The sequence below is a fragment of the Pseudomonas rossensis genome, from assembly GCF_039888995.1.
Classification (GTDB): domain Bacteria; phylum Pseudomonadota; class Gammaproteobacteria; order Pseudomonadales; family Pseudomonadaceae; genus Aquipseudomonas; species Aquipseudomonas rossensis.
On sequence record NZ_JBBWCB010000052.1, the window covers coordinates 13,984 to 40,366 of the forward strand.

Sequence of the window (26,383 nt, forward strand, 5' to 3'; positions counted from 1 at the left end):
GCTGATTGAGTGTTTTCATGAGCGCAGTACCACGCCGCTGTCGTCTTCCCACCACACGTAGACTTTATCGTCCCAGGTCGGACGTGAACCACGGCGTTCGGCGTTGGCCATGAACGACTGCACAACCTTGCCGCCAGGCAGTTCCACGTAAAACACCGAGTGACCGCCGAGGTAGGCGATGTCATGCACCTTGCCGCTGGACCAGTTGTAACGGGTATCGGGTTTGGTGGTGCTGACCAGCAGTTTTTCCGGGCGGATGGCATAGGTGATCGACTTGTCCTGCACCGAGGTACTGACGCCGTGACCGACGTAAATCTTCTGCTCCAGGTCCGGGCTGTGAATGATCGCGTGACCTTCAAGGTCTTCCACAACCGTGCCGTCGAAGGCGTTCACGTTGCCGATGAACTCGCAGACCATGCGGCTGACCGGCGCCTCATAAATGTCCACCGGGCTACCGATCTGCGCGATCCAACCGAGGTGCATGATCGCGATGCGCTGGGCCATGGTCATGGCCTCTTCCTGGTCGTGGGTTACCATCACGCAGGTCACGCCGACCCGCTCGATGATCTCCACCAACTCCAGTTGCATCTGCGAACGCAGCTTTTTATCCAGCGCGCCCATCGGTTCGTCGAGCAGCAACAGCTTCGGACGCTTGGCCAGGGAGCGGGCGAGGGCCACACGCTGACGCTGACCACCAGACAACTGATGGGGTTTGCGTTTGGCGTACTGGGTCATGTGCACCAGGCGCAGCATCTCTTCGACGCGGGCGTCGATTTCGCTGGCGGACAGACGATCCTGCTTCAAGCCGAAGGCGATGTTCTGCGCCACCGTCATGTGCGGGAACAGCGCGTAGGACTGGAACATCATATTGATCGGCCGTTCGTACGGCGGCATGTCGGTGATGTCGACACCGTCGAGCAAAATCCGTCCTTCGGTCGGGCGCTCGAAGCCTGCGAGCATGCGCAGCAGGGTCGATTTGCCGGAGCCGGAACCGCCGAGCAGGGCGAAGATTTCCCCTTGATGGATCTCAAGCGAGACATCGTCCACTGCGGTGGTTTCGTCGAATTTCTTGGTGACGCGGTCGATTTTCACCAGCACCTTTTTCGGTGACTGGTGACCTTCAAGAGCCTTCCTGTAGATGCTGGAGGCGTTTGCCATGTGAAACTCCCAACAGGTTTCAGTCGTCGGGCCAACGCGGCCTGACTTAATAGTTGATTACAAGCCCGAACTGTACGACGCCAGTCAATTCAACGGTGATCCCCTGTGGGAGCGGGCTTGCTCGCGAAAGCGGTGTATCAGGCAGCATCAATGTCGACTGACACTCCCTCTTCGCGAGCAAGCCCGCTCCCACCCTGGAATTGCGTTTGGCTCACTGGCATCGCCCGGCCTGGGCTTATTCGGCGCCGCCGTCCTGGCTGCCTGGTAGTACTTGTTGTTATTGCAGTGTGTTGTTTTCGCGAGCCACGGATGCGCAAAGGCGCACCCGCCAGCCTCACGGGGGCAGTAAATTGATTAATCGAGTGTTAAGTCAGCGCTTGTTACACAGCGCGGCCCGTCGCCGGCACGCGTCGCCAAACGCCTGGAAAATACTCAAATAAGGAGGGTTCGACAGAACCTGCCATTCCGGGTGCCATTGCACGCCAACGGCGAAAGTAGGGCTGTGTTCAACAGAAATCGCCTCGATCAAGCCGTCCGGCGCAATCGCTTCGGCGCGCAGTCCGGGAGCCAGTCGGTCGATGCCCTGGCTGTGAATCGAATTGACCTGGAACACCTGCGGCAAATCCAGCGCCTCGAACACGCCGCCCGGTTGCACGTTGACCGCATGCGCCGGTGCGTATTGCACCGCCAGGTCCGGATGATTCGCTTCCCGGTGATCCAGCATGCCGGGGAGTTCGTGGACCTTCTGATGCAGGCTGCCACCGAACGCCACGTTCATTTCCTGAAAGCCCCGGCAGATGCCGAGCACCGGAACGCCCGCCGCAATGGCCGCACGCAATAAGGGGAGGGTGGTGGCGTCCCGTTGCGGATCGTGATCCGTGCCGGGGGCGCTGTCGGGGCCTTGATAGTGGAAAGGTTCCACATTCGAGGGTGAGCCGGTCAGCAGCAGACCGTCGAGCTGCGCGAGCAGGTCATCGATTTCGGTCAGATCGCCTAAGGAAGGAATGACGACCGGCAGCCCCGAAGCCGCGACGCTGACAGCACGCAAGTACTTGTCGCCGCTGACATGGTAGGGGTGCAGGCCAATCTGTTTGACGCACGCTGTAACGCCGATCAATGGCTTGAGTGCCATTTTTATCACCTCGAAGTTTCACACTTGAACGAGCTTTTCCGGAGCTTAGCCTTGTTGATTTTAATTAACAACTCTCATGTAAAAAATTCTAAACGCCGCACGTCCGATCTTCAGGATTTACACGGTGCGCAGGACTGATCTGGCACTCTCGTGCCCAAGAAAGGCCCGAAAATAAAGGTTGAGAGGCCAGGTGTTCGCTATTGACTTCACTTTGCCGTTCGGGTTGACTGGGCTCGCAACAAGGTAGTGAACATAATAATTAACAGCTAATAGGTGCATCATGTCGGTCCCTCTGCGTACCGTTCAACTCAACGAAGCAAACGCATTCCTTAAGAAATATCCTGAGGTTTTGTACGTCGACCTTCTGATTGCGGATATGAACGGTGTGGTGCGCGGCAAGCGCATCGAGCGCACCAGTCTTCATAAGGTTTACGAAAAAGGCATTAACCTCCCGGCGTCGCTGTTTGCTCTGGACATCAACGGTTCTACGGTGGAAAGCACCGGCCTGGGTCTGGACATCGGTGACTCAGACCGAATCTGCTTCCCCATCCCTGATACGCTCAGCATCGAGCCCTGGCAGAAGCGCCCGACCGCGCAACTGTTAATGACCATGCACGAACTCGAAGGCCAGCCGTTCTTCGCCGACCCTCGCGAAGTGTTGCGTCAGGTCGTGAGCAAGTTCGATGACATGGGCCTGACCATCTGCGCCGCGTTCGAACTCGAGTTCTATCTGATCGACCAGGACAACGTGAACGGTCGTCCGCAATCGCCACGTTCGCCGGTCTCCGGCAAACGTCCGATGTCGACTCAGGTCTACCTGATCGACGACCTGGACGAATACGTCGATTGCCTGCAAGACATCCTCGAAGGCGCGAAAGAGCAGGGCATTCCTGCCGACGCCATCGTCAAGGAAAGCGCCCCGGCGCAGTTCGAAGTGAACCTGCATCACGTCAATGACCCGATCAAGGCCTGCGACTACGCGGTGTTGCTCAAGCGTCTGGTGAAGAACATCGCCTACGACCACGAGATGGACACCACGTTTATGGCCAAGCCGTATCCGGGCCAGGCGGGCAATGGTTTGCACGTGCACATTTCGATTCTCGACAAAGAAGGCAACAACATCTTTGCCAGCGAGGATCCCGAGCAGAACGCCGCACTGCGTCACGCGATCGGCGGTGTGCTCGAGACCCTGCCGGCGCAGATGGCGTTCCTGTGTCCGAACGTCAACTCGTATCGTCGTTTCGGCGCGCAGTTCTACGTACCGAACTCGCCGAGCTGGGGCATCGACAACCGTACCGTGGCGGTACGTGTGCCGACCGGTTCGCCGGACTCCGTGCGCATCGAACACCGCGTAGCGGGCGCCGACGCCAACCCGTATCTGCTGATGGCGTCGGTCCTGGCCGGTATTCACCACGGCCTGACCAACGAAATCGAGCCGGGCGCACCGGTTGAAGGCAACAGCTACGAGCAGAACGAGCAGAGCCTGCCGAACAACCTGCGTGATGCACTGCGCGAACTGGACGACAGCGAAGTCATGGCCCGTTACATCGACCCGATGTACATCGACGTGTTCGTGGCGTGCAAGGAAAGCGAGCTGGCCGAGTTCGAAAACTCCATCTCGGACCTTGAGTACAACTGGTACTTGCACACCGTCTGATGGGCAGTTGCCCGCCAAATGGAGATACGACACATCTTTGATGGCGGGTAAATACCTCTGTAGGAGCTGCCGAAGGCTGCGATCTTTTGACTTTGTTTTTTAAGATCAAGATCAAAAGATCGCAGCCTTCTGCAGCTCCTACAGGGCGCCAGGCTAACGATCAATTATTCCTCTGCGTCGAGTCACAACCATGACAAACACTCGCAGCGACTGGGAGCAACGCTTCCAGTCCTTGACACTCGAAGGCCGCGCGTTCATCGACGGCCAATACTGCCGGGCACTCAGCGGCGACACCTTTGAATGCATGAGCCCGGTCGACGGCCGTTTCCTGGCCAACGTCGCCAGCACCGACGAGGCCGACGCCAATGCGGCAGTCGCCGTTGCACGCCGTACCTTCGAATCCGGTATCTGGGCGCGGTTGGCGCCCGCAGAACGCAAACGTATTTTGATTCGCTTCGCGGATTTGATCCTGGCCAACCAGGAAGAACTCGCCCTGCTCGAAACCCTCGACATGGGCAAGCCGATCAACGATTCCATGAACATCGACATTCCAGCGACCGCCAACGCGATCCGCTGGAGCGCCGAGGCCATCGACAAGATCTACGACGAAGTCGCCGCCACGCCCCACGACCAACTCGGCCTCATCACTCGCGAACCAGCTGGTGTTGTCGCCGCCATCGTGCCGTGGAACTTCCCGCTGATCATGGCCAGCTGGAAGTTCGCCCCAGCCCTTGCGGCCGGCAACTCGTTCATCCTCAAGCCTTCGGAAAAGTCGCCACTGACCGCGATTCGCATCGCGCAATTGGCGCTGGATGCCGGCATCCCGAAAGGCGTGTTCAACGTCCTGCCGGGCTACGGTCACACCGTCGGCAAGGCACTGGCGTTGCACATGGACGTCGACGTGCTGGCCTTCACCGGCTCGACCGCGATTGCCAAGCAACTGCTGATCTACGCCGGGCAAAGCAACATGAAACGCGTCTGGCTCGAAGCAGGGGGGAAGAGCCCGAACGTGGTGTTCGCCGACGCGCCGGATTTGCGCGCGGCAGCACAAGCGGCGGCCGGTGCGATTGCCTTCAACCAGGGCGAAGTCTGCACCGCCGGTTCACGCTTGCTGGTAGAGCGTTCGATCCGCGAGCAGTTCATTCCGCTGCTGGTGGAAGCCCTGCAAGCCTGGAAACCGGGGCACGCTTTGGACCCGGAAACCACCGTCGGCGCGGTCGTCGATCAGCGTCAACTGGACAACGTGCTGCGCTACATCCAGGTCGGCAAAGACCAGGGCGCGCAACTGATCGCCGGCGGCAGCCGCACCCTCGAAGACACCGGTGGCCTGTACGTGGAACCGGCGATTTTCGACGGCGTGACCAACGCCATGACCATCGCCCGGGAAGAAATCTTCGGCCCGGTGCTGTCGCTGATCACCTTCGACACCGAGGAAGAAGCGCTGGCCATCGCCAATGACAGCATCTTCGGCCTGGCCGCAGGCGTGTGGACCAGCAACCTCAGCAAGGCCCACACCTTCGCGCGCGGCTTGCGCGCCGGCAGCGTCTGGGTCAACCAGTACGACGGCGGCGACATGACCGCGCCGTTCGGCGGGTACAAGCAGTCGGGTAACGGTCGGGACAAATCGCTGCACGCGTTCGACAAATACACCGAACTCAAAGCGACCTGGATCAAGCTCTAATACCTATAAAAAAAGCGACGGTCGCCGGCACTCTGCCGGCGACCCTCGGAGAAACCTATGAAACAAGCACATGTAAATAGCTACTACGCCGCCACCCGCAACTTCACCGGCGACTTCCCGGTACTCGAACAAGCGGTCGACTGCGACGTCTGCATCATTGGCGCCGGCTACACCGGTTTGTCCTCGGCCCTGTTCCTCGCCGAAGCCGGCTACAGCGTCACCGTGCTCGAAGCCGCCAAAGTCGGTTTCGGCGCCAGCGGTCGCAACGGCGGCCAACTGGTTAACTCCTACAGTCGCGACGTCGATGTCATCGAAGAACGCTACGGCGACAAAACCGCCGAAGTCCTCGGCAGCATGATTTTCGAAGGCGCCGACATCATCCGTCAGCGCATACAACACTACGACATCCAGTGCGACTACCGCCCGGGCGGCATCTTCGCCGCGCTGAATAAAAAGCAGCTCAAAGGCCTGGCCGAGCAGAAAAGCAGCTGGGAACGCTACGGCAACAAAAACCTGAAAATGCTCGACGCGGCGGACATCAAGCGTGAAGTGGGTTGCGACAACTACGTCGGCGGCCTGCTCGACATGCAGGGCGGCCACATCCACCCGCTGAACCTGGCCCTCGGCGAAGCCTCGGCCATCATCGGCCTGGGCGGCAAAATCTACGAACAATCGGCCGCAGTGGAAATCACCTACGGCGAACCGATCACCGTGCGCACCGCGAAAGGCGTGGTCCGCGCCAAGTACCTGCTGATCGCCGGCAACGCCTATTTGCCGCAGGACCTCGACAACCGCGTCACGCGTAAAAGCATGCCTTGCGGTTCACAAATCGTCGTCACCGAGCCGTTGTCCGAGAAAGTCGCCCGCAGCCTGATCAAAAACAACTACTGCGTCGAAGACTGCAACTACCTGCTCGACTACTACCGCCTCACCGCTGACAACCGTCTGCTGTACGGCGGCGGCGTGGTCTACGGCGCCCGCGAACCGGACGACATCGAGCAACTGATCAAGCCGAAAATCCTCAAGACCTTCCCGCAACTGAAGGACGTGAAAATCGACTACCGCTGGACCGGCAACTTCCTGCTGACCATGTCACGCATGCCGCAATTCGGCCGCATCGAGAAAAACGCCTACTACATGCAAGGCTACAGCGGCCACGGCGTCACCTGCTCGCACCTGGCCGGCAAACTGATCTCGGAAATGATCCGCGGCGACGCCGAACGCTTCGACGCCTTCGCTTCGCTCCCGCACATGCCCATGATCGGCGGCCGCACCTTCCAGGCCCCACTCACCGCCATGGGCGCCGCGTATTACGCGCTGCGTGACCGTTTCGGCATCTAAGCGACACAATCCCTGTGGGAGCGGCGGTGCGACGATTCGACTTGCTCGCGAAGGCGGCTTAACTTCCAACAATGATGTAGCTGACACACCGCCTTCGCGAGCAAGCCCGCTCCCACAAGAGATCCATGGCATACACAAAATCTGTGACCAACCAGAACCAAACTGTGGGAGCGAGCGTGCTCGCGATGAGGCCATACCAATCACTATCAATCCCAACTGACCCACAGAAATCGCACCTGCATTTCTCAAGGCCAAACCCCCTGACTTCAGGCCGAAACAACCTTTTTACCCAACCATTTATCGAACCTGCTGAGCAACACCACCAAACGTGATTTAATACCCGCCTTTCAAATTTCCGGGACAGGGAAGCGGTATCTTCGCGGCCAAAAGTCGCCCGCCATCCACCCCCATAACCCTTAAGTATTCCTCGCATAAGGCTGTCATGGACACGGGCTCACGACTCAAATTAGTACGCGAAAGCTACAAACTCTCCCAGCGCGAGCTGGCCCGGCGTAGCGGCGTCACCAATGCCACCATCTCCCTGATCGAACAAAATCGCGTCAGTCCCTCCGTCAGCTCCCTCAAAAAACTGCTCGAAGGCATCCCCATGTCCTTGGCGGACTTCTTTACCTTCGACAACCACCCCGCGAGCATCAATACGTGTTCCGCGCCAATGAACAACCGGATCTCGGGCGTCATGGACTGCGGTTGTTGTTGATTGGCGCTTCGGTGCCGAGTCGGCAGATGCGCTTGTTGCGCGAGCAATACGCGCCTGGGGCGAGTTCGGGGGAAGAGCCGATTGTGCATTCGGAAGGGGAGGAGTGTGGGCTGGTTACTCGGGGGACGGTTGAGTTGACGGTTGATGGGCAGATCAGTGTGCTGAATGCCGGGGATGGGTATTACTTTCCGACGACGTTGCCGCATCGGTTTCGGAATATAGGGGCGGATGAGGCGGAAATCATCAGTGCTAACACACCGGCTAACTTTTGATTGCGGGGCAGAATAATACGAGGATGAATATTTTCAAAGGCAATATGTTTCAGCCTCCTCTTCATTATAAGCGCGAGAAATAGAATATGCCGGTATCCGCAGAGCACCAGTTTGTTGCTGAAGAATTTGACTCCGTCTTAAGTTCTTATGCTAAGACAAAACTTTTTGGTGTCCTAGAAGCGGATCGAAAAAAATATGATTACGCGTGCGTACTTGAGAGAGACTGCAATAGATCACTTGTATCCCAAGTGCTGTGGTCTAATTCGGCAGGTGTGCACAAAGACCTCATGAGCTTACTTCATGACCGAAACGCACCGATAAAAGTGTATTTTGCTAAGGATACCACCAAACATCGATTGAAAATCGCTGAGGTCATCTCCAGTTATCGGGGGGATGAAGCTTTATGTTCTCTGCTTCGTGGGTTAAAGATTATTTACCTCCCCTCTGGGTTTGATGCTGATAAACAAGAACAGCAGATGTGGATGTCTAACTATATATCCGAAATTGTTTGCAAAGATCTTTTGTTCGCAACTGTTTTTGGAAGACTCATCAAGTCGGATGTTCGAGTTTTTGCTAATCATAATGGTCCTGTTGGTTTAAAGTACGCCGTTCTCGATGAAATAATTAAAAATGGGTTGATCCATACGCCAACATTTAAAAGCTCCATAGGCTATCGATCAGATGGCCCTACAAGGGAAATCATCACAATGTTATCGGCGTTAGGGCTTGTTCAGAGGCCTGATCAAACTGTGTTCGCTTTACCAACGATAAAAGGCAGGATGTTCATGGATTTGAGTAAGCATCTTCTTTATGAAAAATATAATCCAGATCATATATTGGGCGATTTGGGCGCGATTAAAGATATGCTATTCAAATCCAGCGGGCTGGAGGGATTTGACTACCAACTGGAGATTGTAGAATCTGCAGAGCGCTGCTCCACCGAATATGGCCGCAATCTCCTTGAAGGAATGGATTTTTCTGAGCCTAAATTCTATTCCAACTATGATTGGAAAATATTCTACGATCAGCTTAAAGACGTGCCTGGTTTTAAGAAGGAGACTTTTGAGGATGCTGATTGTGGCTTCTTTATAAAATAGCTTTTTTCGCGTTAAGGTGATCGATTTATTTAATTTGCCTAGGGTTGTCTGCTTTTAATTGAATATATGCGCCAAAGTGAAACGTTCCTCCTTCTGTTCAGGTTGTCAGATGAGTGCACGGATAAAATCGATTTAATACACCCCTCCATTTTTGAGATATTCATTTCGCCCGTGCGAAGCATATGTTACGGGTAAGACAAAATCTGCCTATTCGCAAATTGATTTATAGAGTCTACTTTAAATTTTTTTGCTTGCTCTTGATGCGGTGGTTTAGAAGCGTCAACAAGAAGTCCTAGAAGTATGTCTGTAGTTTCCGAATTATTAAATCCTGAAGTGAAATCTACCACTTCATGCGCTTTACGAATCCATGAGTTGATGTCGTCTTGCGTAGAGTAAAGATTTTCAATTTCGAATTTTTCAATGCTCCTATCAATCTTGCTTCCTTGGGCGATAACTCTTACCTTTAGGTTTGCTTTAGTAGGCTTCTCTCCTGGTGGGATTTCAACGTGAAATAGTTTCGCTGTAGTTACGCCGGCTATAAACGGGTGTTCGAAATCAAGCATGTGATAATTTTTTTTATAGCCCTGGTTGCAAAAGCTGCCTGAAGGAACAAGATTGGACAGTGCTACTGCTAAAAAAGGGAATTTCGTTTTTGGATAAAAGTGGTCAAGGTCTGCCCGTAACTTCACCTTTAAGCCTCTTGTCTGAATATTTTCATTGTTGCAATACAGGCATATATTTATATTCAGCTCTTGCACAATCGCCAGGCCTATTTTTTTGGAGAGATCTGAATAATTAAATACTTTGCTAAAGTTCTCTATCCATAAAGGGAAAATTTTCAGGTCTTCTTTTGTTAGCAGGAAATCTCCATAAGCAACGTTATATATTCGTCCCAAGGCCTTTTTCTTTTCGCCGTAGAGTTTAGAGTCAGATAAAAGTTTCAGTAGTGATAAGGTGAAACTTAAATCTGGTGTTGCTTTGTGGTTCAAGAATTCTAGAGCGTTCTGAACGGCTACATCTATGGCAATCGTATCGTGCCTCTTTCGGAGATTAAGTTTGCTTATATTGCTTGGGATTTGTATTCCGGCGAGCAAATAGGCCGGGCAGTAACGATCTGCCAAAATTGGCAGTGCGGTGTAAATTTGATGTATGTGTGCAGTTAATAACTCTGGCGAACAAAGCAGGAGGTTCTTGATAGCTGCAGAGTTGAATAAATCTTCAAATTTCTGACGATCAAGTGTTGGTACCATGGGTAAATAAGCAGTCATTGCCAGTGAAGCTCGATCAATTACTTCTTTGGTGAAGAGCTCGATCAACTTTGGTGTAGGGCTGTATTCAAACGTTATCATTTTCTAGTAAGTACTCTTTAATAAATTTGTTCCCCATGCTGCCTATCAAAACCCTATCTAGTTTTTCAAGCTTGCCTTCTTGGGACTTCTTTATTAGTGTGCTGATTGCTTTTCTTGAATGCTCCCCAAAAGTAGAATCTATGTGCATGCCGTCAATAAATAAGTTAGTTATGTTGGTGCCAAATCCCATAGATTCGCGTAAGCTCACTTGCCCGTTGGCGTCTTTCGTAAGAGAGGTGATGTCTTGAGGGAGGAAGTCACTAATTATAATTGGAGAGTGAGTAGATAGAAGTATTTGAGGTTTAAATATGCTGGCTGAGTCAACTAGCATTTTTAGATGAGAAAGGTAAGTATCTAAAAAGCTTCTTTGCCATTCCGGATGAAGATATAGATCAGCCTCATCTATGATGAATATGCTGTTCCTTTTCTTTGGGGCACTGCGCAGATAGTGATAAGTTTCTGAAAATAAGTGGGATAGAGCCATTTCCCCAGTACTAACGCCGCGCCATCCCCAACTGAAATTTGACGATATGCTTGGTGGAAGCTTGACTATAATATTAGTCAGTTCGCTGATTATGTAAAAATCTTCAATCTTAACACTGGCGGGGTCTGTGTTTTTAAACTCAAATTGATAGTTGGAAAGTAATGATGCTATTCGTTCTAGCAGTTCAATAATAGATTCAAGTCGTAATTGCATTCTCTCTATATCAACAACGTCTTGAATGTTTTCTAATTCAGAAGGAGGTATTGAGAATATATTCCAATTCTCAAGGTATCTCAACGCTTCGATTGTTTGTTTTAGTGCGATTGTGTTATTTGTGTACCGTTCGCTAACATCTATTTCTATGTATGTTTTTAAAAGAAATGCCAGCAGGTATCTTTTATCGGACATTTTGCGAGAAGCTGAAAGCTCCACGATAATGGAAATCGAATTTAACTTGATTAGACTTTGAAATATTTCGTTGGGTCCTAAAGTCATCCATTCCGGATGGCTATTTTTGGAAATAAATTTTTCTTTCAGGTTTGAGATAGTTTTAGAGTGATCAATATGAAATGTGCTTTCTAAGAAGAGTCTGTCGACTCGGCTGCACGAGTTGTTAAACGTAAACTCAAAACCAATATCTTTCACAATCCCATCGCGCTGCACTGAACCTCTAAAGTAAGCTAAAAGATTGGCGAAATATTGTTTTTGTTTGATTTTTGATTTTGTGTATTCTTCTAATGTATGCTCATGAATTAACGGATGGATGTGTTTTTTTTGGTATCCGAGTTTGTTTTGTGCGCTTGAAATATTGTTTATTTTAACAATGTTTACAGAGTGCGTCGTAGCGAAGTGGTTATAGTCGTAATGAATTTCATGTTGCTTATTGCATATGGTGATTTCCATATTAATTACACAGATGTGGAATATTTCGGTTTTAGCTTCGTAAAAGATTAGCGTCCCGCTTGAGTCTGTCGGAAAGTAGGCAGTTTCTATAAAATCTAACGCCGAGCTTTTTCCAACACCGTTTGCACCGATAAGTGCAGAGCAGTGGAATCCGTGATAGTAAGCAGATGTATCAGTCAGCCTGGAGATTTTAATAGTTCGTTCCTGAACGGAGCAAAGCACCCCTCCACCAAAGGAGATGTTTAAGTTTCGTATGGCCTTGTGCTCACCAATGTAAATATGAACCAAGTTCATCTTGGGCTCCCAGTGCCGTATATTCGCGTTCTTTTCATTATTTAATGCTATGCAAGATAATATTTTCTCACGTATTTTAATTGCTTTGGTGCTGATGAATTTGTGTTGTTGGAAATGCTTTTAACATATCAGAGAAGCTTAGGCCAGATGTTGTTTGTATGAAGTGATTTGGCGGTCTAATAGCTATATTACTACTTGGTGCGGAAGTGCTTCATTTATAATGATTTTCTCACCAAGAATTTGCTTGAGTATGGTACTTGCTTGAGGTGTGAGGGGTATAGTTATAAACTTCAAATCATCATCGACGATTACTGGTTTTTCATCTGAGTTAGAGTAGCCGATTGCCTGGATGTTAATGCTGCATTTAAAAATTCCGGCCGGATCATTAATGTCAACACTTTTTAATGTGGCAGCGGCAGGTCTGGTCGGTTGGAATAGCTCGCTGATAGTATAACTACCGAGATTGACGAATTTCTCGAAGCCACCAATTTTCTCAGATCCTACAGGTAGAGAATTATTGATGATTTGCCCCACTTGTACAATTGAAACTGCTTTTTGTGATTTTGCAGCATTCGATAAGTAGGTGGTTACTTTTTCGATGATTTGTACACGCCGCTGAGGAGGGATGGCTGGGTCATCTAGAAAGTCTAGAATAGCTGTATTAATTTGCTGGACACTGTTCTTGTTCGGAACATAGTCGCCGCACCCAAATGCTTCCTTGAAGAAATCGCTTTTTGAATTTTTGGCGATAAATTTTAGATAAGCATCACCGTCGTTGTTGGGGAATGTCTCGTTAAACAATGTCAAATCGAACATTGCGGCATGGCGCAGGTCACTTGTGTTTATGCTTGTAAGATCAATGGGTTGCAGATCGGCGTCAAAGTCATAACCACCTTTTTTCCCTACCAGCACCACCAAAAAGCGACCAGTATCTATTTCGTCATTCGCAGTGCGGTAATGGACTAGTACAAGATGTCCTAGGCTGAGAGTGCCTCTGCCAGGCTCATTGGCTACGGTACAAGCGTTTTGTACAAATGCATCAACCATTTCATCAAAATCTATTTTTTGTCCAATGTACTCGCTCAGTGTTTTAGGGGCCATATGCTGGCTAGTTGGTAAGAAAAATCCATGGTACTTATTGTTTCTAGCAAATTTTCGCTCGATGACGGCAACGAAATCAAGCGCGGTTGGCTTGCTTAAATCCCAGTTTTTTCCTATAGCGGCTTCATAAAAAGTGACTCCGTCTAAGTTTTTTTTATAAATATCGGCAGTTTTTGCACTAATAACTTTTAGCCCGGTACTTACGGGGGCTGCTTGGCCTATGCTGCTGCTAATCTCTACCTGCGAATTCATGCTCTGAAGTTTCCTTTTTGCCTACTCATATGATGCTGATATTAATTCTTTGTTGATTACACTCTGTTTTAACGACCCTTCGGGATAAAGATAATGCACCGCCATAGGAAAAAGCCAGCCATTATTTGGCCATTACGCCTTGTGTCTCCAAGCGCGCCTTAAGATAGGAGGGATCTTACGGTCATCCTTAAGCCCTCCTGCCTGCAGTCCTAATGGGCAATCTCGCTCATGGAAAATGAGTGGTGGTTTATTCCACGAGCCGAGGTTCTATAAAAAATTGGATTTTCAACGTTTAGGAAAAGCTAGATAGAGACATGAAAAAAACCCGCAAAAATTGCGGGTTTTTACGACTGAAATGCTGTCACTGCTCCTACGGTCTATCAAACCCACGCTGCTCAATCACCCGAAACACATCGCTCACATCCTGGATCAGGATCCGGGCGATGTTGGTAACGGTGTTGATGTCGTTTTCGGCGTAGTCGGGGAGGCTGGTGCAGGCCATGAGATTGAGGTACTTCAGGACGGCGCTGAGGCGTTCGCTGACGCAGTTGTGGAGTTCGCGCAGTGGGGCGTCGCTGTCGATGAGGAGGACGGGGTATTCGGTGGCGAATTGGGACATGGGGGTGAAGCGGCGAGGCGGATTGTTCGTTGTCATAAGGATGAGCTCTTCAAAGGATTATGAAGCCACCTTTCTGCTGCGAAACAATTGGGTGGCAGCTATGTGCGGGTTCGCAGACCGGAGAAGAGATCAAAGCCGGCAGACCCGAAGGTCTCCCACACACAGCCGCCATAACGTAACGGCGGCAAAGTTTGCCACAGTTGTTATTTAGCGGTGTGACCACTTCTGTTGGGCTACGAAACCCTGTCGCTAACTGCGGTCAGCGACGGGTCGAATATAGGCGGCCATTTTGGTGCTCACAACCGGGCTGTAGGACGGTTGGGCGCTTGTTGTGACAAGGCTGAATGCCACTGTTTTCGGGCTTGTCGCGGTGATTCGGGCTGTGTGGAGTGCCTTGGGAAATGGGGTGCAGGTTTTGGGGCCGCTTCGCGACCCAACGGGGATAAATCCCCTCGCCACAAAGGGTAAATTCCTACGCGATTTTCGGACGTCAGGTTTATGAAATTGGGTGGTCAGAAACAACAAAGCCCCGAATCTTCGGGGCTTTGTTGTTTGAGTTTGCGCAGTTCCCAAATTCTTACCGCACAGCCTCCGCCGTCATTGTCTGGCCTGCGGTGAATGCGGGTTGTGATCGGTATGTTTCGGTCCCGCCAGTGCCCATGCCACCACCCCAATCAGTGGCACAAACACGATTACCACTATCCATAAGAGTTTGTTGCTCGATTTGCCTTCAGCTTTACGCACCCTGTTGATTGCCCAAAGCTCGACCAGCAAAAGAACTGCTGTCAGCACGATCCAGATGGTTTCGGTTTGCATGGGTCACCTCCTGATAGTCATTCAGTTAGGTGAGTGGGTGTGGGCGGGGTTCATTAAATTTCGAGTTTTTGTGGGGATGGCGGGTAAAGCGAAAACGGGTTTGCTCGCGAAAGGTGTGACAGTCGACATGGATGTTGAATGTCATGGTCTCATCGCGAGCAAGCTCGCTCCCACAGGGGATTGCATTCCAATTACAGGCTGTTAGCGAGTTTTCCGGTTGAGAGGCGGCGTTTGTAGGCGGTGTCGCGGTTGGCTAGCCAGTAATAGAGCGGGGAGGTGATCAGGAGGCCTACCAACCACGACAAATCCGCCCCATTGATGTGCTCTGAAATCGGCCCGACATACAGCGGCGTATTCATAAACGGAATCTGCACCACAATCCCGATCGCATACGCCAACAGCGCCTGCGGGTTGTACCGGCCATAGATCCCGCCATCGACCTTGAAGATCGAGTTGATGTCGTACTGACCTTTGTGAATCGCATAGAAGTCGATCAGGTTGATCGCGGTCCACGGCACCAGTACGACGAGCAGCACCAGCACCATGTCGACGAAGTGGCCGATGAAGTTGGCGGAGGCACCGACGGCGGCGAAGCAGCAGGCGGCGAGGATGATGATGGAGAGGACGGCGCGGCTTTTGGCGGTGGGGATCCAGCGGTAGGCGAAGGTTTGGATCAGGGTGATCAGCGACAGCACGGCGCCGTAGAGGTTGAGGGCGTTGTGGCTGATGACGCTGAGCAAAAACAGCACGAGCATCAACGGGCCGATGGAGCCGGTGGCGAGTTTGACGGCGTCCATGGTGTCCATGCCGACGGGTGTGGCGAGGACGGCGACGGCGCCGAAGATGAACGAGAGGCTGGAGCCGAGGACGGTGCCGAGATAAGTCGTCCAGAACGTTGCGGCGACGGGCACGTTGGCCGGCAGGTAGCGCGAGTAGTCGGAGACGTAGGGCGCGAAGGCGATTTGCCAGAGTGCGGCGAGGGAAACGGTGGCCAGCCAGCCGGAGATGTTGAAGCTGCCGCGGGTGAGGAAGTCGGCGGTTTGTACGTGGGTGAAGATGTAGCCGAAGCCGAGCACGATGCCGGCGCCGAGTACCCAGGTGCCGATGCGGTTGAGCACGTGGATGAAGCGGTAGCCGATGATGCCGATGATGCCCGAGCCGAGGGCGCCGATGACGATGCCGACCGGCACCGGCACGCTGTCGACCACGCCATGCAGGGATTTGCCGGCGAGGACGATGTTGGAGGCGAAGAAGCCGATGTACATGATGCCGGCGATCAGCACGACTAGCAGCGCGCCAAGGGAGCCGAACTGGGCGCGGCTCTGGATCATTTGCGGAATGCCCATCTGCGGGCCTTGCGCCGAGTGCAGCGCCATCAGCACGCCGCCGACCAGATGGCCAACGAGGATGGCGACGATGCCCCACACCAGGTTCAGGTGGAACATTTGCACGCCGAGGGCGCCGGTGACGATGGGCAACGGCGCGATGTTGCCGCCGAACCAGAGGGTGAAAAGGTCTCTGGTTTTTCCGTGGCGATCTTCGGGTGGCACGTAGCCGATGGTATGTTTTTCGATGAGCGGGGCGGAGGTTGTTGCTGCGGTAACCATGACGGACTCCAAGGCAAAAGTGAGTACGTGGACGTACTTCGGTGAGCGCCGTATGGGGGCGACGCTTTTCTTGTTGGAGTTGATGATGTGCGGTGGGGAGTGAGAGATAAATTAGTAAGTTTGTGGGTATAGACGTTAAAAAATGTATGTCGGTTGGGGCGGCTGTAGAGGCTGGTATTACGACGCCCACGCGCGAACGTAAGCCCGCCGGATGGGGCTTGCCGGTCGCAAATTTGTAGCAGCTGGCGAAGCCTGCGTTCGGCTGCGGAGCAGTCGCAAAATCCAACGACGCGGTGCATCAGGAAAACCGCGGGCGCAGGGTTTACGACTGCTTCGCAGCCGAACGCAGGCTTCGCCAGCTGCTACAGGGATTGGGTTAACAGATCGATAGCAGCATTCGTTGCAGCATGGCGTCGCAGGCGGTGAGTTGTTGGAGGCTGACGAATTCGTCGGGTTTATGGCCTTGATCCATGCTGCCGGGGCCGCACACCACTGTCGGAATTCCTGCGGCGTCGAATAGGCCGCCCTCGGTTCCGAAGGCCACGGTGCCAAATTCTCGAGAGCCTGAGAACGCAGCAATCAACTCAGCCGCTTCGCTGTGCGCATCGGTCGCCAACCCGGGATACGCCGACAACTCGCTGAAGCGAATCTCGCTCTGTTCACTCACCGCACGCATGCGCGGCAATACTTGTTGCTCGGCATAAGCCTTCAGCTCCTGCGCAACGTCACTTGGATCATGCGAGGGCAGGGCGCGGATTTCGAAGTCGAAGCGGCAATCGGCGGGGACGATGTTCAAGGCCTTGCCACCGGAAATCACGCCGGTTTGCACGGTGCTGAATGGCGGATCGAAACGGGCATCGTGATGCTCGGGCGCTTTGAGCCGGTGGCCAATCCGCCCCAGTTCACCGATCAGTTCGGCGGCGTATTCAATGGCATTGACCCCAAGCGGCGCGTACGCCGAATGACAGGCTTCACCGTGAATATCGCAGCGCATCGCCAGTTTGCCCTTATGGCCCAGCACCGGTTTGAGCTCGGTCGGTTCACCAATGATGCAGAGCATCGGTTTGACCGGGAGTTTTTCCAATTCCGACAGCAACGAACGCACACCGAGGCAACCGACTTCCTCATCGTAGGACAGCGCGATGTGCACCGGCAGCCGCAGCGTGGCTTTCACCAGCGACGGGACCAGCGCGAGTACGCAAGCGATGTAGCCTTTCATGTCCGCCGTGCCGCGGCCGTACAGCTTGCCGTCGCGCTCGGTGAGTTCGAACGGCGCAACGGTCCACGGCTGGCCGTCGACAGGCACCACGTCGGTGTGCCCCGACAGCACGATGCCCGGCCGGTCCGCCGGGCCAATGGTGGCGAACAGATTGGCCTTGCTGCGCTGATCGTTGTAGACCAGCTCGCAAGGCACGTCGAAGCGTTCGAGGTAGTCGCGGACGAACTCGATGAGGTGCAGGTTTGATTCGCGGCTCGTGGTGTCGAACGCCACCAACGTGTTCAGCAAATCGAGGCTGGTGCTCATCGGTCGTCTCCGGCGACACCGTAGCCGGGGGATTTGTCGGGGGCCAGGGCGCGGTCGATGTAGTCCTGAACCTGTGGGCGATAGGCGTCCCAGAGTTTCTCAAGCTGGCCGATTGGATCGTGATCCGCCCAATCCACCCGCAGGTTGATGATCGGCCAGGTCAGCTCGCCGACCACCACCACCGCCGCCGAATGCACCGGCCCGGCTTCGCCGCCCGCAGCGATGGCCGCTTTCATTGCTGCGAGCAGGCGGTCGGTCAGTTGACCTTCGCCATGTTCGAATGCCTCGACCATGGCCTCTATCACCGACCGATCCGCCAGCATGTTGCCGGCGGCCACGCATTGCTCGCCTGACACGGCGTTGTGGTTGCCCAAGGTTTGCGAGCCGCTGAGATGCGCGGTGCGGCCGAGATGGTCAATCGCGGTGATCTGGCGATATTGGCTGTAGCCGTTTCGGGTCAGGACTTTGTCCAGTGCTTCAGCAGGCGCGAAGCCTTGCTCCATGAGGGCAAGGACTTCCGGGCCGAGCGACGGCAAGGTGATGTTTTGCGTAGAGACGGCGCCGACCCCCGGCAGCAGCCAGGGGCACCGTGCGCCGACGGCGATGCTTGAGGAACTGATCGCAATGCCGAACTGACCGGTTTCGGGGCAACGTGCTGCGATGGAGAAGGTCATGGGTTTTGCTCCTTGTTTTGCCTTGGTGAAGGGGGCGACTCGGTCTACTTCCTTACTCAGGAATCACCGCAATCACATCAATTTCCATCAGCCACTGCGGCTGCCCCAACGCCGACACCACCAGCCCGGTCGAGATCGGAAACACCCCTTTGAGCCACTTACCCACTTCCTGATACACCGGCTCGCGGTAACGCGGATCGATCAGGTAAGTGGTGGTTTTCACGATGTGGTTGAGGTCGCTGCCGGCCTCTTCCAGCAACTGTTTGACGTTGCGCATGGCTTGCTCGGTTTGCGCTCGCGGGTCACCGAGGCCCACCAGGTTGCCTTCGAAGTCAGTGCCGACCTGACCGCGAACATAAACGGTGTTGCCGGCCCGGACCGCTTGGCACAAGTCATTGTCCAGGCTCTGGTTCGGGTAGGTTTCCTTGGTGTTGAACATGCGAATACGGGTATGAGTTGGCGTGGACATTTGAGGCTCCTAAAGAAAAATGGCTCAAGCGCTGACAGTTGCTTTATGGGCGACCGGGACAGTTTCAGCCTCGCGTTGCGCCGCATCGTGGTAGTCGAGGTATGAACGCTGGATGGCGATGTGATCAGCCACGTATTTGGCGTCGTGCCAAACGCCCCAGATGAACGAAGACCCGCGACGGGACTGCCACGGCAGGCCGAGGAAATACACGCCCGGCTCGCTCGACACGCCGCGCTGATGCGCCGGTTTGCCGTTGTCGTCGAAGGCATCAACCTTGAGCCAGCTGTAATCCGTGGCAAAACCGGTGGCCCAGATGATCGAGGTCACGCCGGCCTTGGCCAGGTCGAGTTCAAGAATCGGGTTAGTCACACAGTCTGGATCGGAAAAGGTAATACGGGCTTCAGGCTCTTCCGGCAGGCCCAGACCATTGCGTTCAATGTAGGCATCGGCGGCATTGAGCAGCGCCAGATAGTTCTCATCGCCGCGTGCAAGGTTCTCGGCAAGGTTCGGTTGAAAAGTCGCTACGCCGCCGTTGAACGATTGGGTCAAACCCACCAGTGTCATGCCGCGATGGGCCAGCCCGCGGAAGTCCACGGTGCGGCCGCCATGTGCGCCGCTCACCGCGATGGTGACGTGTTCCCGGCCGGGTTTCATGGCCGCCTGATCCCATTCGCCCAGCACACCCAGCCACCAGCAGAAATCACGGTTGCGATAGGCGCGAGGAGGGCGGTCGTGTGCGCCGACCGAGAGATACACCTTCTTGCCGGCACGCTGCAGTTCATCGGCGATTTGCACGCCCGACGAACCGGCGCCGACCACCAGAACCGCGCCTTCAGGCAGTTGCACCGGGTTGCGGTATTCGGCCGAGTGGATCTGCAGAAATTGTTCATCTTTCGGCGCAATCGGCGGGATAACCGGACGCTGGAAAGGCCCGGTGGCAGCCACCACGCGATTGGCCTCAATCACGCCTTCAGAGGTTTCAATGGTGAAGCCCGGGCGACCGACATTGCGCTCAACCTTCAGCACGTCCACGCCGGTGCGGATCGGGGCGTTGAATTTCTTGGCGTAGGCTTCGAAATAGGCGGCGACGCGTTCTTTCGGGGCAAAGTCGTCGGGGCTGAGGTCGTCGAAATCGAGACCGGGAAAACGGTCATGCCAGGCCGGACCGTTGGCCACCAGCGAATCCCAGCGCCCGGTGCGCCAGCGTTCGGCGATACGGTTGCGCTCCAGCACCAGGTGCGGCACCCCGAGTTTGCTCAGGTGTTCACTCATGGCCACGCCAGCCTGACCGGCGCCAACAATCAGCGTATCTGTTTTTATTTTGTCAGTGGTCATCTCTATACCCTTCGAAGTTGGATTTAGGTCGGTAACGGCCTGCCATTTCTTGGGGTCAAGACTAGGGATCACCCTGGTATCGGTAAAATATTATTAAGCTGGCATTTGAGTATAAATAACTGATGCAGAGGCTCAGGGAAGGTCGAGTCTGCCCGCAAGGCTAGAGAGATTGTCTTCTGCAGCGTCTTTTCAGCCATCGGTGATGCTCCAGGACTTGCCTAAACATCGAAGGTTGATGGTCGTTCCGGGTTATGCATATGCAGGCCACGGCACCGGTGCGTAGTGACGAGCTTTATTTATACGCAAGATCGGGATGGAATGAGAAAGACTAAATTTGTATCAACTATGTCAATACCAGCCTGTGAAAGCAGCGTAGTAACCTGGCCACGGTGATGGGTTTGATGGTTAAAAAAATGCATGACCAGGCTGTAAAAATCCTTATCGGACAGCGACGAGACATGTGGTGAATGTTTAAAGGCGATCAAGCCGCACTCGCCTAACTTTTGCAAGTTGGGGCTGGACGTTCAGACAGGTCGAATGCTGCCGGTGCTGAAGCTAAGCGCTGGACTGGACTGGAACGGTAGCCGGCAGCGGGGAGATAAGCCCGGGAAGACATATGGTCACTCACCCTTCAGCAACTGCAGCCGATAGCTTGAGATGCAGCCGAATGCCTCAACGTCCAGCGGGAATATATGTCGAACAATCTCCCTTCTATCGCCCGCACATCGATCGATCGTTCCAGCGTATCGCTGGCACGCGCTTCTCTGTTCATGTTTGCGGGTCTATTGGCGGGCGTTTTTTTCCTTGCCAGCTATTCACTTGTTTATCTTGCGCATGATTTAGACCGAACGGAGGAGGTCGAAAGTGCTTTCTACACGAAGAAGGCCATGCAATCGCTGGAAAAATCGCTGCGGTCGACCGTCAAGGATTACGCATTTTGGGGCGATGCTTACAAGCACCTGCATGTTGAAATGGACGCTGACTGGGCGTACATACGACAAAACGTCGGGACAACGCTTTACACGGATTTTGGATTTCCGGGCGTGTTTGTCATCAACGACGTCAATCGCACTGTTTACTCTGTGCTCAAGGGTGAGTTGAAATCGGTTGAAGTCTCGGAATGGCTCGAGCAGTCCATTGACGCAATTCTCGTAAAGGCTCGTGAAGGCGCGGAAACAGAGACGCCGACAACCGCCTTCATTGTCGTTGGAGGCGTACCCGCCTTGGTCGCGGCCGCGGCGATTACGCCGGGAACTGACCCGACCGTGGTGCCTGATGACAGGTCGCCGTCGGTGTTGATGTTCGTCGACATTCTGGACAGTGCCAAACTCGAGACGATAGGCCGGGATTACGGGGTGAATGGCCTGCGCGTCGCCACTTCCGACGAAATCGGCAAAACGTCTGTCTTTCCATTGGGCGAGGACGGTACTGCCGGCAGTTTGCACTGGAGTCCGTCCAGGCCAGGTCTGCGGTTATTGGGGCTAGGATTGCCATTGATCGGCATCGCCGCGCTTTTGGTGTGCCTGATGACCTGGGCCATCTTGCGTCGCACGACCGCGGGTGCGCAGGCGCTTGACGCCAGCTACACATCACTGCAAAGCAGTCAGGCTGCCCTCGCCACCAGCGAAGCGCGCTTTCGCGATGTCGTTGAAGCCAGCTCGGACTGGGTATGGGAAATAGACGCTGATTGGCATTTCACCTATCTATCCGAGCGATTTGAGGATGTAACAGGGCTCTTCAGGGACGCTTGGATTGGTGCAGCGATGGATGATCTGCTGAACACCGAATCAGGCACGTTATCTCAGTGGCTCAGCATCCCGAACCGTCGCCCGAATATCAGTGTTCAGTGCCGCTACGTCGATACTAGAGGCCAAGAGAGAATCACGCGTCTTTCGGCGCGAGAAATGGCCGGTGGAGGATTCCGGGGTACTGCAACTGATGTCACCGAGGAAGTCGAAGCCCGTCGAAGAATCGAATTTCTCTCACAGCATGACGCGCTTACCGGGTTGCCTAACAGGACACGGCTTCAGGAGTTTCTTGACGGTAAACTCAAGGCTTTGCCAACGGTAAAACAACCTCTGGTCATGCTCAGTCTGGACCTGGATCGATTCAAGCCGGTGAATGACCTGTTGGGGCATGCGGCAGGTGATCGGGTACTTAACGAAGTATCGAGCCGTCTGGCTGACTGCGTGCGCCACGGGGACCTTGTCGCCCGGGTCGGGGGTGATGAGTTTGTACTGATCCTGACCGATGTGAGCTCCCAGGAAGAAGTCGAGGCGCTATGTCGCCGCCTGATCGAGTCCATCGAGCGACCTATAGAGATCGATGAGCAGGAAGTGTTCGTCAGCGCCAGTATTGGCATCGCAATGGCGCCAAATGACGCGCGTGAGGCTACTGAGCTGCTTCGTTATGCGGATATCGCGTTGTACGAAGCCAAGGCCGGAGGACGTAATACCTGGCGCTTTTACGCGGGCGATATGAACGCGAAGATCATTGAGCGCCGCCGTTTGGAAAGTGACCTGCGTTTTGCGATCAAACACGGAGAGCTGCGGCTGCATTTCCAACCGCGCTATCGCATCGTTGACGGTCAGATGGTCGGTGCCGAGGCGTTGGTACGGTGGCAACATCCTGAGCTTGGCTTGATATCACCCGACACGTTCATCCCCATTGCGGAAGAAAGCGGGCTGATTCTTTCCATGAGCAACTGGGTCATCGATACCGCCTGCAGATACGCCGCGCGGTGGCCGGAAAGTCTGTTCGTATCGATTAACCTTTCGCCCATCGAATTCAAGCGAGGCAATTTGGTAGAGCGCCTCCAGAAAATACTTTTCGACTCTGGCATCGATCCTGCCCGAGTAGAGCTGGAAATTACCGAAAACGTCATGCTCGAAGATGCTGAAGGTGCGCTTGAGATAATGCGTACGCTCAAACGCCTCGGCGTTCGCATATCCATGGACGACTTTGGAACGGGATATTCTTCGCTGAGCTACCTGCGCGCCTTCCCATTCGATGGCCTGAAAATAGACCGCAGCTTTTTAAACAGGCTGGGTGAAAGCGAGGGTGACAAGTCGATCATCCAGGCCATCGTGGGCTTGGGCCGCGCGTTGTCGCTCACCGTTACCGCAGAGGGCATTGAAACAGCCGAGCATCTGAAGTTACTGAAAGCGGTGTCGTGTGACGAAGGTCAAGGTTATTTCTTGAGCCGGCCGCTCGATACGTGCGCGTTCAACGCTTTGGTGGGGAGCTTAAATGATCGCTTGGTGTTTTCTACCTCCGCTTCAAATTTGACAAGCCAGCCCTCCACCAACACTATCTGCCCATGACCTACACACCCCGCACGCACATGATGCATTTCTCCATGCCCGCTTCTGGCGGGCCATGAGGTCATGCGTGCTTAGAATCTGACGTATTACCCAAGGCCCCGCCAGAAATGGACGGGGCTTTTTAGTTCTCCGTCCGCCACTGGCTAACGGAGATTGAAATGTTAGAGATTAAACGAGCCCGTCACGGCGATTGCCGGACGGCATTCGACATTCGCCTTCAAGCGATACGGTATCAATGCATCGGCGCCTATACCCCACAGCAACTGGACGTCTGGACGTCAGGGGCAGCCGAGGACGGATATTGCGGCCTGATGGAAAAACACTTTTATCTGGGGTGTATTCAGGGAGAACCGGTGGCGACAGGAATGCTTGATCTGGAGAGGCGCGAAATCGGCGCGATCCTTGTCCTGCCTGGCTTTATGCAGCGAGGCATTGGCAAGCGCATTCTGGATTACCTTGAATGTCTGGCACGGGATTTGGGGCTGGTGGAAGTTAAACTGGACGCTACGTTAAACGCTGCTCAGTTCTACCGGCGATGCGGTTTCGTCGGTGAGCAGACGGCTATTTACCAGTCGCCCTCCGGCCTGCAACTCGCTTGCATTCCGATGGTGAAGAGGCTGTTACGGACTTGAACAGCTACTTCGCTTTCCAGTGTCCACCGCCCGACTCGCAATCAATCTTCGCCTGACTCAAATGCTCAGCGCCGTAGTAATACGTAGTGACCTGAGCATTGTTCGGAATACTCAGCGACGTGCTGTTCTTGTCCTTGCTGGTGGCGTGAGGATTGGCCAGCGATTCTTGCGTCAACGTGGCGATGCAAGTGGCCTGAGAATGATCGGCGCACTGTTCGACTTTTTTCTTGGTGCTGGTCAGCATCTCCTTGCTCTCGTTGCTGCATGACCAATCGATGGCGTTCACCGGCATGCCTTCGTACTCATAGCAACTATGCGTTTCGACCACCGGAACGGATGGGCTTTGGGAGCGGGTCAGCACGTCACAGCCTTCAGCCATGACCAGGGCGGGACTCAGGCTGGCAAGCAAAAACAGCAGTCTACTGTTCATCGGGATTTCCTCTCCAATGGCGCCTTGTTTGATCAAAGATCAGCGCTGATAGGGTTTCGAAAGCGCGATGAGGCGCGGGGTTCCATTGTTTTTTAGATCCGCTGTGGGAGGGGGCGCAATAAGCGCAGGCCCGATGGTATGCTCGCCGCGCCACGCGCTGGCAATCCAGGGAACACTCTTTAAGGAAGGGGATGGCGGATGATCGATTTCAACAACAAAGGCTTTTTCAAACTCAAGCAAAACAACGAGTACGCGGAGCGAGTCACCGCGCTGTTGCTGGACGGTGAGCAGGTCATTGATGCCTATAAATCCATGCGCGACGGCGTGGTGTTTACCAACAAACGAATCATCGCGGTGAACGTGCAAGGCATCACCGGCAGCAAAAAAGACTTCACTTCGTTGCCCTACAAAAACATCGTCGCTTACTCCGTGGAAACCTCGGGCACCTTCGACCTGGATTCTGAGCTGGAAATCTACTTCTCGGCGCTGGGCAGAGTGAAGCTTGAATTCACTGGGAGGACGTCGATGGTCGAGATTTCCAAACTCATCTCACAGCATCTGCTGGGCTGAGTTTTCAGGCTTCGTGACAGTTTTTCAGAGGTAACAATGGACGCATGGACACTGCATTGGCTGGAAGCCTCGGGGAGCCTTGCCGAACTTCGCTCCGATTTGACCGGCGAATTTGACGCTGCTTACAAGACGATCTCCCGTTTGATGACGCCTGCGCGACTTGATGTGTTGATCCAGCGGCTCCCTGGCGAGACCATTCCTGAAATGGGCCTCTTGGGGCGGGCTTATCGAAGCACCATGTTCACGATGACCATCGACCCGGACAACCCGAATTTGTTGCCCAGCCTGCGCACGGGCACGCTGCATCGACAAATCGTCCATGAGGTTCATCATTGCTTGCGCATGGCGGGGCCTGGCTACGGTTGGACGTTAGGTGAAGCCTTGGTCAGCGAAGGACTTGCCGGACAGTTTGTCCGGCACTTGCTCGGCAACGATCCAGAGCCTTGGGAGTGTGCCGTTACCGACGCTGATCTGCTTCGCTCACCGGTCGACCGGAATACCCTTGAGTCCACGCACTACAATCACAGCGAGTGGTTTTTCGGATTGGGTGCTCACCCGAAATGGCTTGGCTATACGCTCGGTTATCAGATGGTTGGGCGCTGGCTTGCGTCAGTGGGCGAAATCGATGCTGCAACCTGGATCAACGCGCCTGCTCAAGATGTTGTCGCCTCAGCGCTTGAGGAAGGCATTGTGGTGCTCTGACCCAACGACCGTCGTGGGAAGACCTGGAACGCGTTGAAAAATACCGGCGGGCGATTGGCGTGTTGCGTTCCTGACGAGCCGAACAAACAGATCAATTGCGCCCCGCACCGGGTAGCAGCAGGCTCCGCCAGCTGCTACACAGTACAAGTTGCATTCGACCGGGATGTCCTGAATTCGAAAGGCAGCAGGGAATGGCGTCACCCCGGCCTGCGCCGGGATGGCGAGCGCTAGCAGCATAAAAG

At 54.1% G+C, this 26,383-nt stretch carries 21 protein-coding genes and 3 pseudogenes; 9 read left to right on the top strand and 15 right to left on the bottom strand.

Going from position 1 to position 26,383, the window contains the following annotated elements; all coding sequences use genetic code 11:
* Positions 1-15: 15 nt before the first annotated feature.
* Together WLY71_RS15720 and WLY71_RS15725 are read right to left on the bottom strand one after the other, a co-directional pair.
* Positions 16-1,158, bottom strand: coding sequence for an ABC transporter ATP-binding protein (locus tag WLY71_RS15720; protein ID WP_056745152.1), 1,143 nt, complete (start codon positions 1,156-1,158; stop codon positions 16-18).
* A gap of 370 nt (positions 1,159-1,528) precedes the next feature.
* A complete protein-coding gene (locus tag WLY71_RS15725; RefSeq protein ID WP_347804264.1) occupies positions 1,529-2,290 on the bottom strand; it encodes a gamma-glutamyl-gamma-aminobutyrate hydrolase family protein in 762 nt (253 codons plus the stop codon).
* Positions 2,291-2,570: 280 nt separating this feature from the next.
* Here WLY71_RS15725 and WLY71_RS15730 point away from each other — a divergent pair, with 280 nt between their 5' ends.
* The 5 genes and pseudogenes from WLY71_RS15730 to WLY71_RS15750 all read left to right on the top strand — a co-directional run bounded on the left by WLY71_RS15730 (position 2,571) and on the right by WLY71_RS15750 (position 9,056).
* A complete protein-coding gene (locus WLY71_RS15730; RefSeq protein WP_033056466.1) occupies positions 2,571-3,947 on the top strand; it encodes a glutamine synthetase family protein in 1,377 nt (458 codons plus the stop codon).
* A gap of 190 nt (positions 3,948-4,137) precedes the next feature.
* On the top strand, positions 4,138-5,628 hold the full coding sequence (locus tag WLY71_RS15735) for an aldehyde dehydrogenase (protein WP_347804265.1): 1,491 nt from the start codon (positions 4,138-4,140) through the stop codon (positions 5,626-5,628).
* Between the two features lie 57 nt (positions 5,629-5,685).
* Complete coding sequence (locus tag WLY71_RS15740) at positions 5,686-6,969, top strand: NAD(P)/FAD-dependent oxidoreductase (protein WP_347804266.1); 1,284 nt, start codon at positions 5,686-5,688, stop codon at positions 6,967-6,969.
* Positions 6,970-7,411: 442 nt separating this feature from the next.
* Positions 7,412-7,959, top strand: a pseudogene (locus WLY71_RS15745) (cupin domain-containing protein).
* Positions 7,960-8,045: 86 nt separating this feature from the next.
* A complete protein-coding gene (locus WLY71_RS15750; protein WP_347804267.1) occupies positions 8,046-9,056 on the top strand; it encodes a hypothetical protein in 1,011 nt (336 codons plus the stop codon).
* Positions 9,057-9,241: 185 nt separating this feature from the next.
* Here the strand turns inward: WLY71_RS15750 and WLY71_RS15755 are convergent, their stop codons facing one another.
* From WLY71_RS15755 to WLY71_RS15805, 11 genes and pseudogenes are all read right to left on the bottom strand, one after another.
* Positions 9,242-10,405: a hypothetical protein gene (locus WLY71_RS15755; protein WP_347804268.1), complete on the bottom strand. Its 1,164-nt coding sequence runs from the start codon at positions 10,403-10,405 to the stop codon at positions 9,242-9,244.
* A complete protein-coding gene (locus WLY71_RS15760; protein WP_347804269.1) occupies positions 10,392-12,086 on the bottom strand; it encodes an AAA family ATPase in 1,695 nt (564 codons plus the stop codon). The genes WLY71_RS15755 and WLY71_RS15760 overlap by 14 nt, the downstream gene beginning before the upstream one ends.
* A gap of 183 nt (positions 12,087-12,269) precedes the next feature.
* Complete coding sequence (locus WLY71_RS15765; protein ID WP_347804270.1) at positions 12,270-13,439, bottom strand: nucleoid-associated anti-phage protein; 1,170 nt, start codon at positions 13,437-13,439, stop codon at positions 12,270-12,272.
* A gap of 370 nt (positions 13,440-13,809) precedes the next feature.
* The gene (locus WLY71_RS15770; protein ID WP_347804271.1) at positions 13,810-14,094 is read right to left on the bottom strand and encodes a fructose-bisphosphate aldolase; all 285 of its coding nucleotides are present in this window, start codon (positions 14,092-14,094) and stop codon (positions 13,810-13,812) included.
* 561 nt (positions 14,095-14,655) lie between these two features.
* On the bottom strand, positions 14,656-14,874 hold the full coding sequence (locus WLY71_RS15775; protein ID WP_347804272.1) for a PLD nuclease N-terminal domain-containing protein: 219 nt from the start codon (positions 14,872-14,874) through the stop codon (positions 14,656-14,658).
* A 191-nt stretch (positions 14,875-15,065) separates the two neighbouring features.
* Positions 15,066-16,481, bottom strand: coding sequence for a purine-cytosine permease family protein (locus WLY71_RS15780; RefSeq protein ID WP_347804273.1), 1,416 nt, complete (start codon positions 16,479-16,481; stop codon positions 15,066-15,068).
* 376 nt (positions 16,482-16,857) lie between these two features.
* Positions 16,858-18,006, bottom strand: a complete 1,149-nt coding sequence (gene argE / locus WLY71_RS15785) for an acetylornithine deacetylase (RefSeq protein WP_347804274.1) — start codon at positions 18,004-18,006, stop codon at positions 16,858-16,860.
* Positions 18,003-18,680, bottom strand: a complete 678-nt coding sequence (locus tag WLY71_RS15790) for a DUF1028 domain-containing protein (protein WP_347804275.1) — start codon at positions 18,678-18,680, stop codon at positions 18,003-18,005. Before WLY71_RS15790 ends, argE begins: the two co-directional genes overlap by 4 nt.
* Positions 18,681-18,732: 52 nt before the next feature.
* Positions 18,733-19,149, bottom strand: a complete 417-nt coding sequence (locus WLY71_RS15795) for a RidA family protein (RefSeq protein ID WP_347804276.1) — start codon at positions 19,147-19,149, stop codon at positions 18,733-18,735.
* 24 nt (positions 19,150-19,173) lie between these two features.
* A complete protein-coding gene (locus WLY71_RS15800; protein ID WP_347804277.1) occupies positions 19,174-20,484 on the bottom strand; it encodes a flavin-containing monooxygenase in 1,311 nt (436 codons plus the stop codon).
* A gap of 296 nt (positions 20,485-20,780) precedes the next feature.
* Positions 20,781-20,930: pseudogene (locus tag WLY71_RS15805) on the bottom strand (DinB family protein); the annotation flags it as partial.
* Positions 20,931-21,176: 246 nt separating this feature from the next.
* On the opposite strand from WLY71_RS15805, the gene WLY71_RS15810 reads away from it, so the two are divergent.
* Together WLY71_RS15810 and WLY71_RS15815 are read left to right on the top strand one after the other, a co-directional pair.
* Positions 21,177-23,807, top strand: a complete 2,631-nt coding sequence (locus WLY71_RS15810; protein WP_347804278.1) for a bifunctional diguanylate cyclase/phosphodiesterase — start codon at positions 21,177-21,179, stop codon at positions 23,805-23,807.
* 158 nt (positions 23,808-23,965) lie between these two features.
* Positions 23,966-24,439, top strand: coding sequence for a GNAT family N-acetyltransferase (locus WLY71_RS15815; protein ID WP_347804279.1), 474 nt, complete (start codon positions 23,966-23,968; stop codon positions 24,437-24,439).
* 4 nt (positions 24,440-24,443) lie between these two features.
* On the opposite strand, the gene WLY71_RS15820 is transcribed toward WLY71_RS15815, so the two are convergent.
* Positions 24,444-24,869: a hypothetical protein gene (locus WLY71_RS15820; RefSeq protein WP_347804280.1), complete on the bottom strand. Its 426-nt coding sequence runs from the start codon at positions 24,867-24,869 to the stop codon at positions 24,444-24,446.
* Between the two features lie 198 nt (positions 24,870-25,067).
* On the opposite strand from WLY71_RS15820, the gene WLY71_RS15825 reads away from it, so the two are divergent.
* The gene (locus WLY71_RS15825) at positions 25,068-25,439 is read left to right on the top strand and encodes a PH domain-containing protein (RefSeq protein WP_347804281.1); all 372 of its coding nucleotides are present in this window, start codon (positions 25,068-25,070) and stop codon (positions 25,437-25,439) included.
* Between the two features lie 36 nt (positions 25,440-25,475).
* Positions 25,476-26,141 (top strand): DUF2268 domain-containing putative Zn-dependent protease, encoded by a 666-nt coding sequence (locus WLY71_RS15830; RefSeq protein WP_347804282.1) that lies wholly within the window; start codon positions 25,476-25,478, stop codon positions 26,139-26,141.
* On the opposite strand, the pseudogene WLY71_RS15835 reads toward WLY71_RS15830, so the two are convergent.
* Positions 26,109-26,383 (bottom strand): annotated as a pseudogene (locus WLY71_RS15835) (hypothetical protein); the annotation flags it as partial. The gene WLY71_RS15830 and the pseudogene WLY71_RS15835 sit on opposite strands and share 33 nt — an antisense overlap.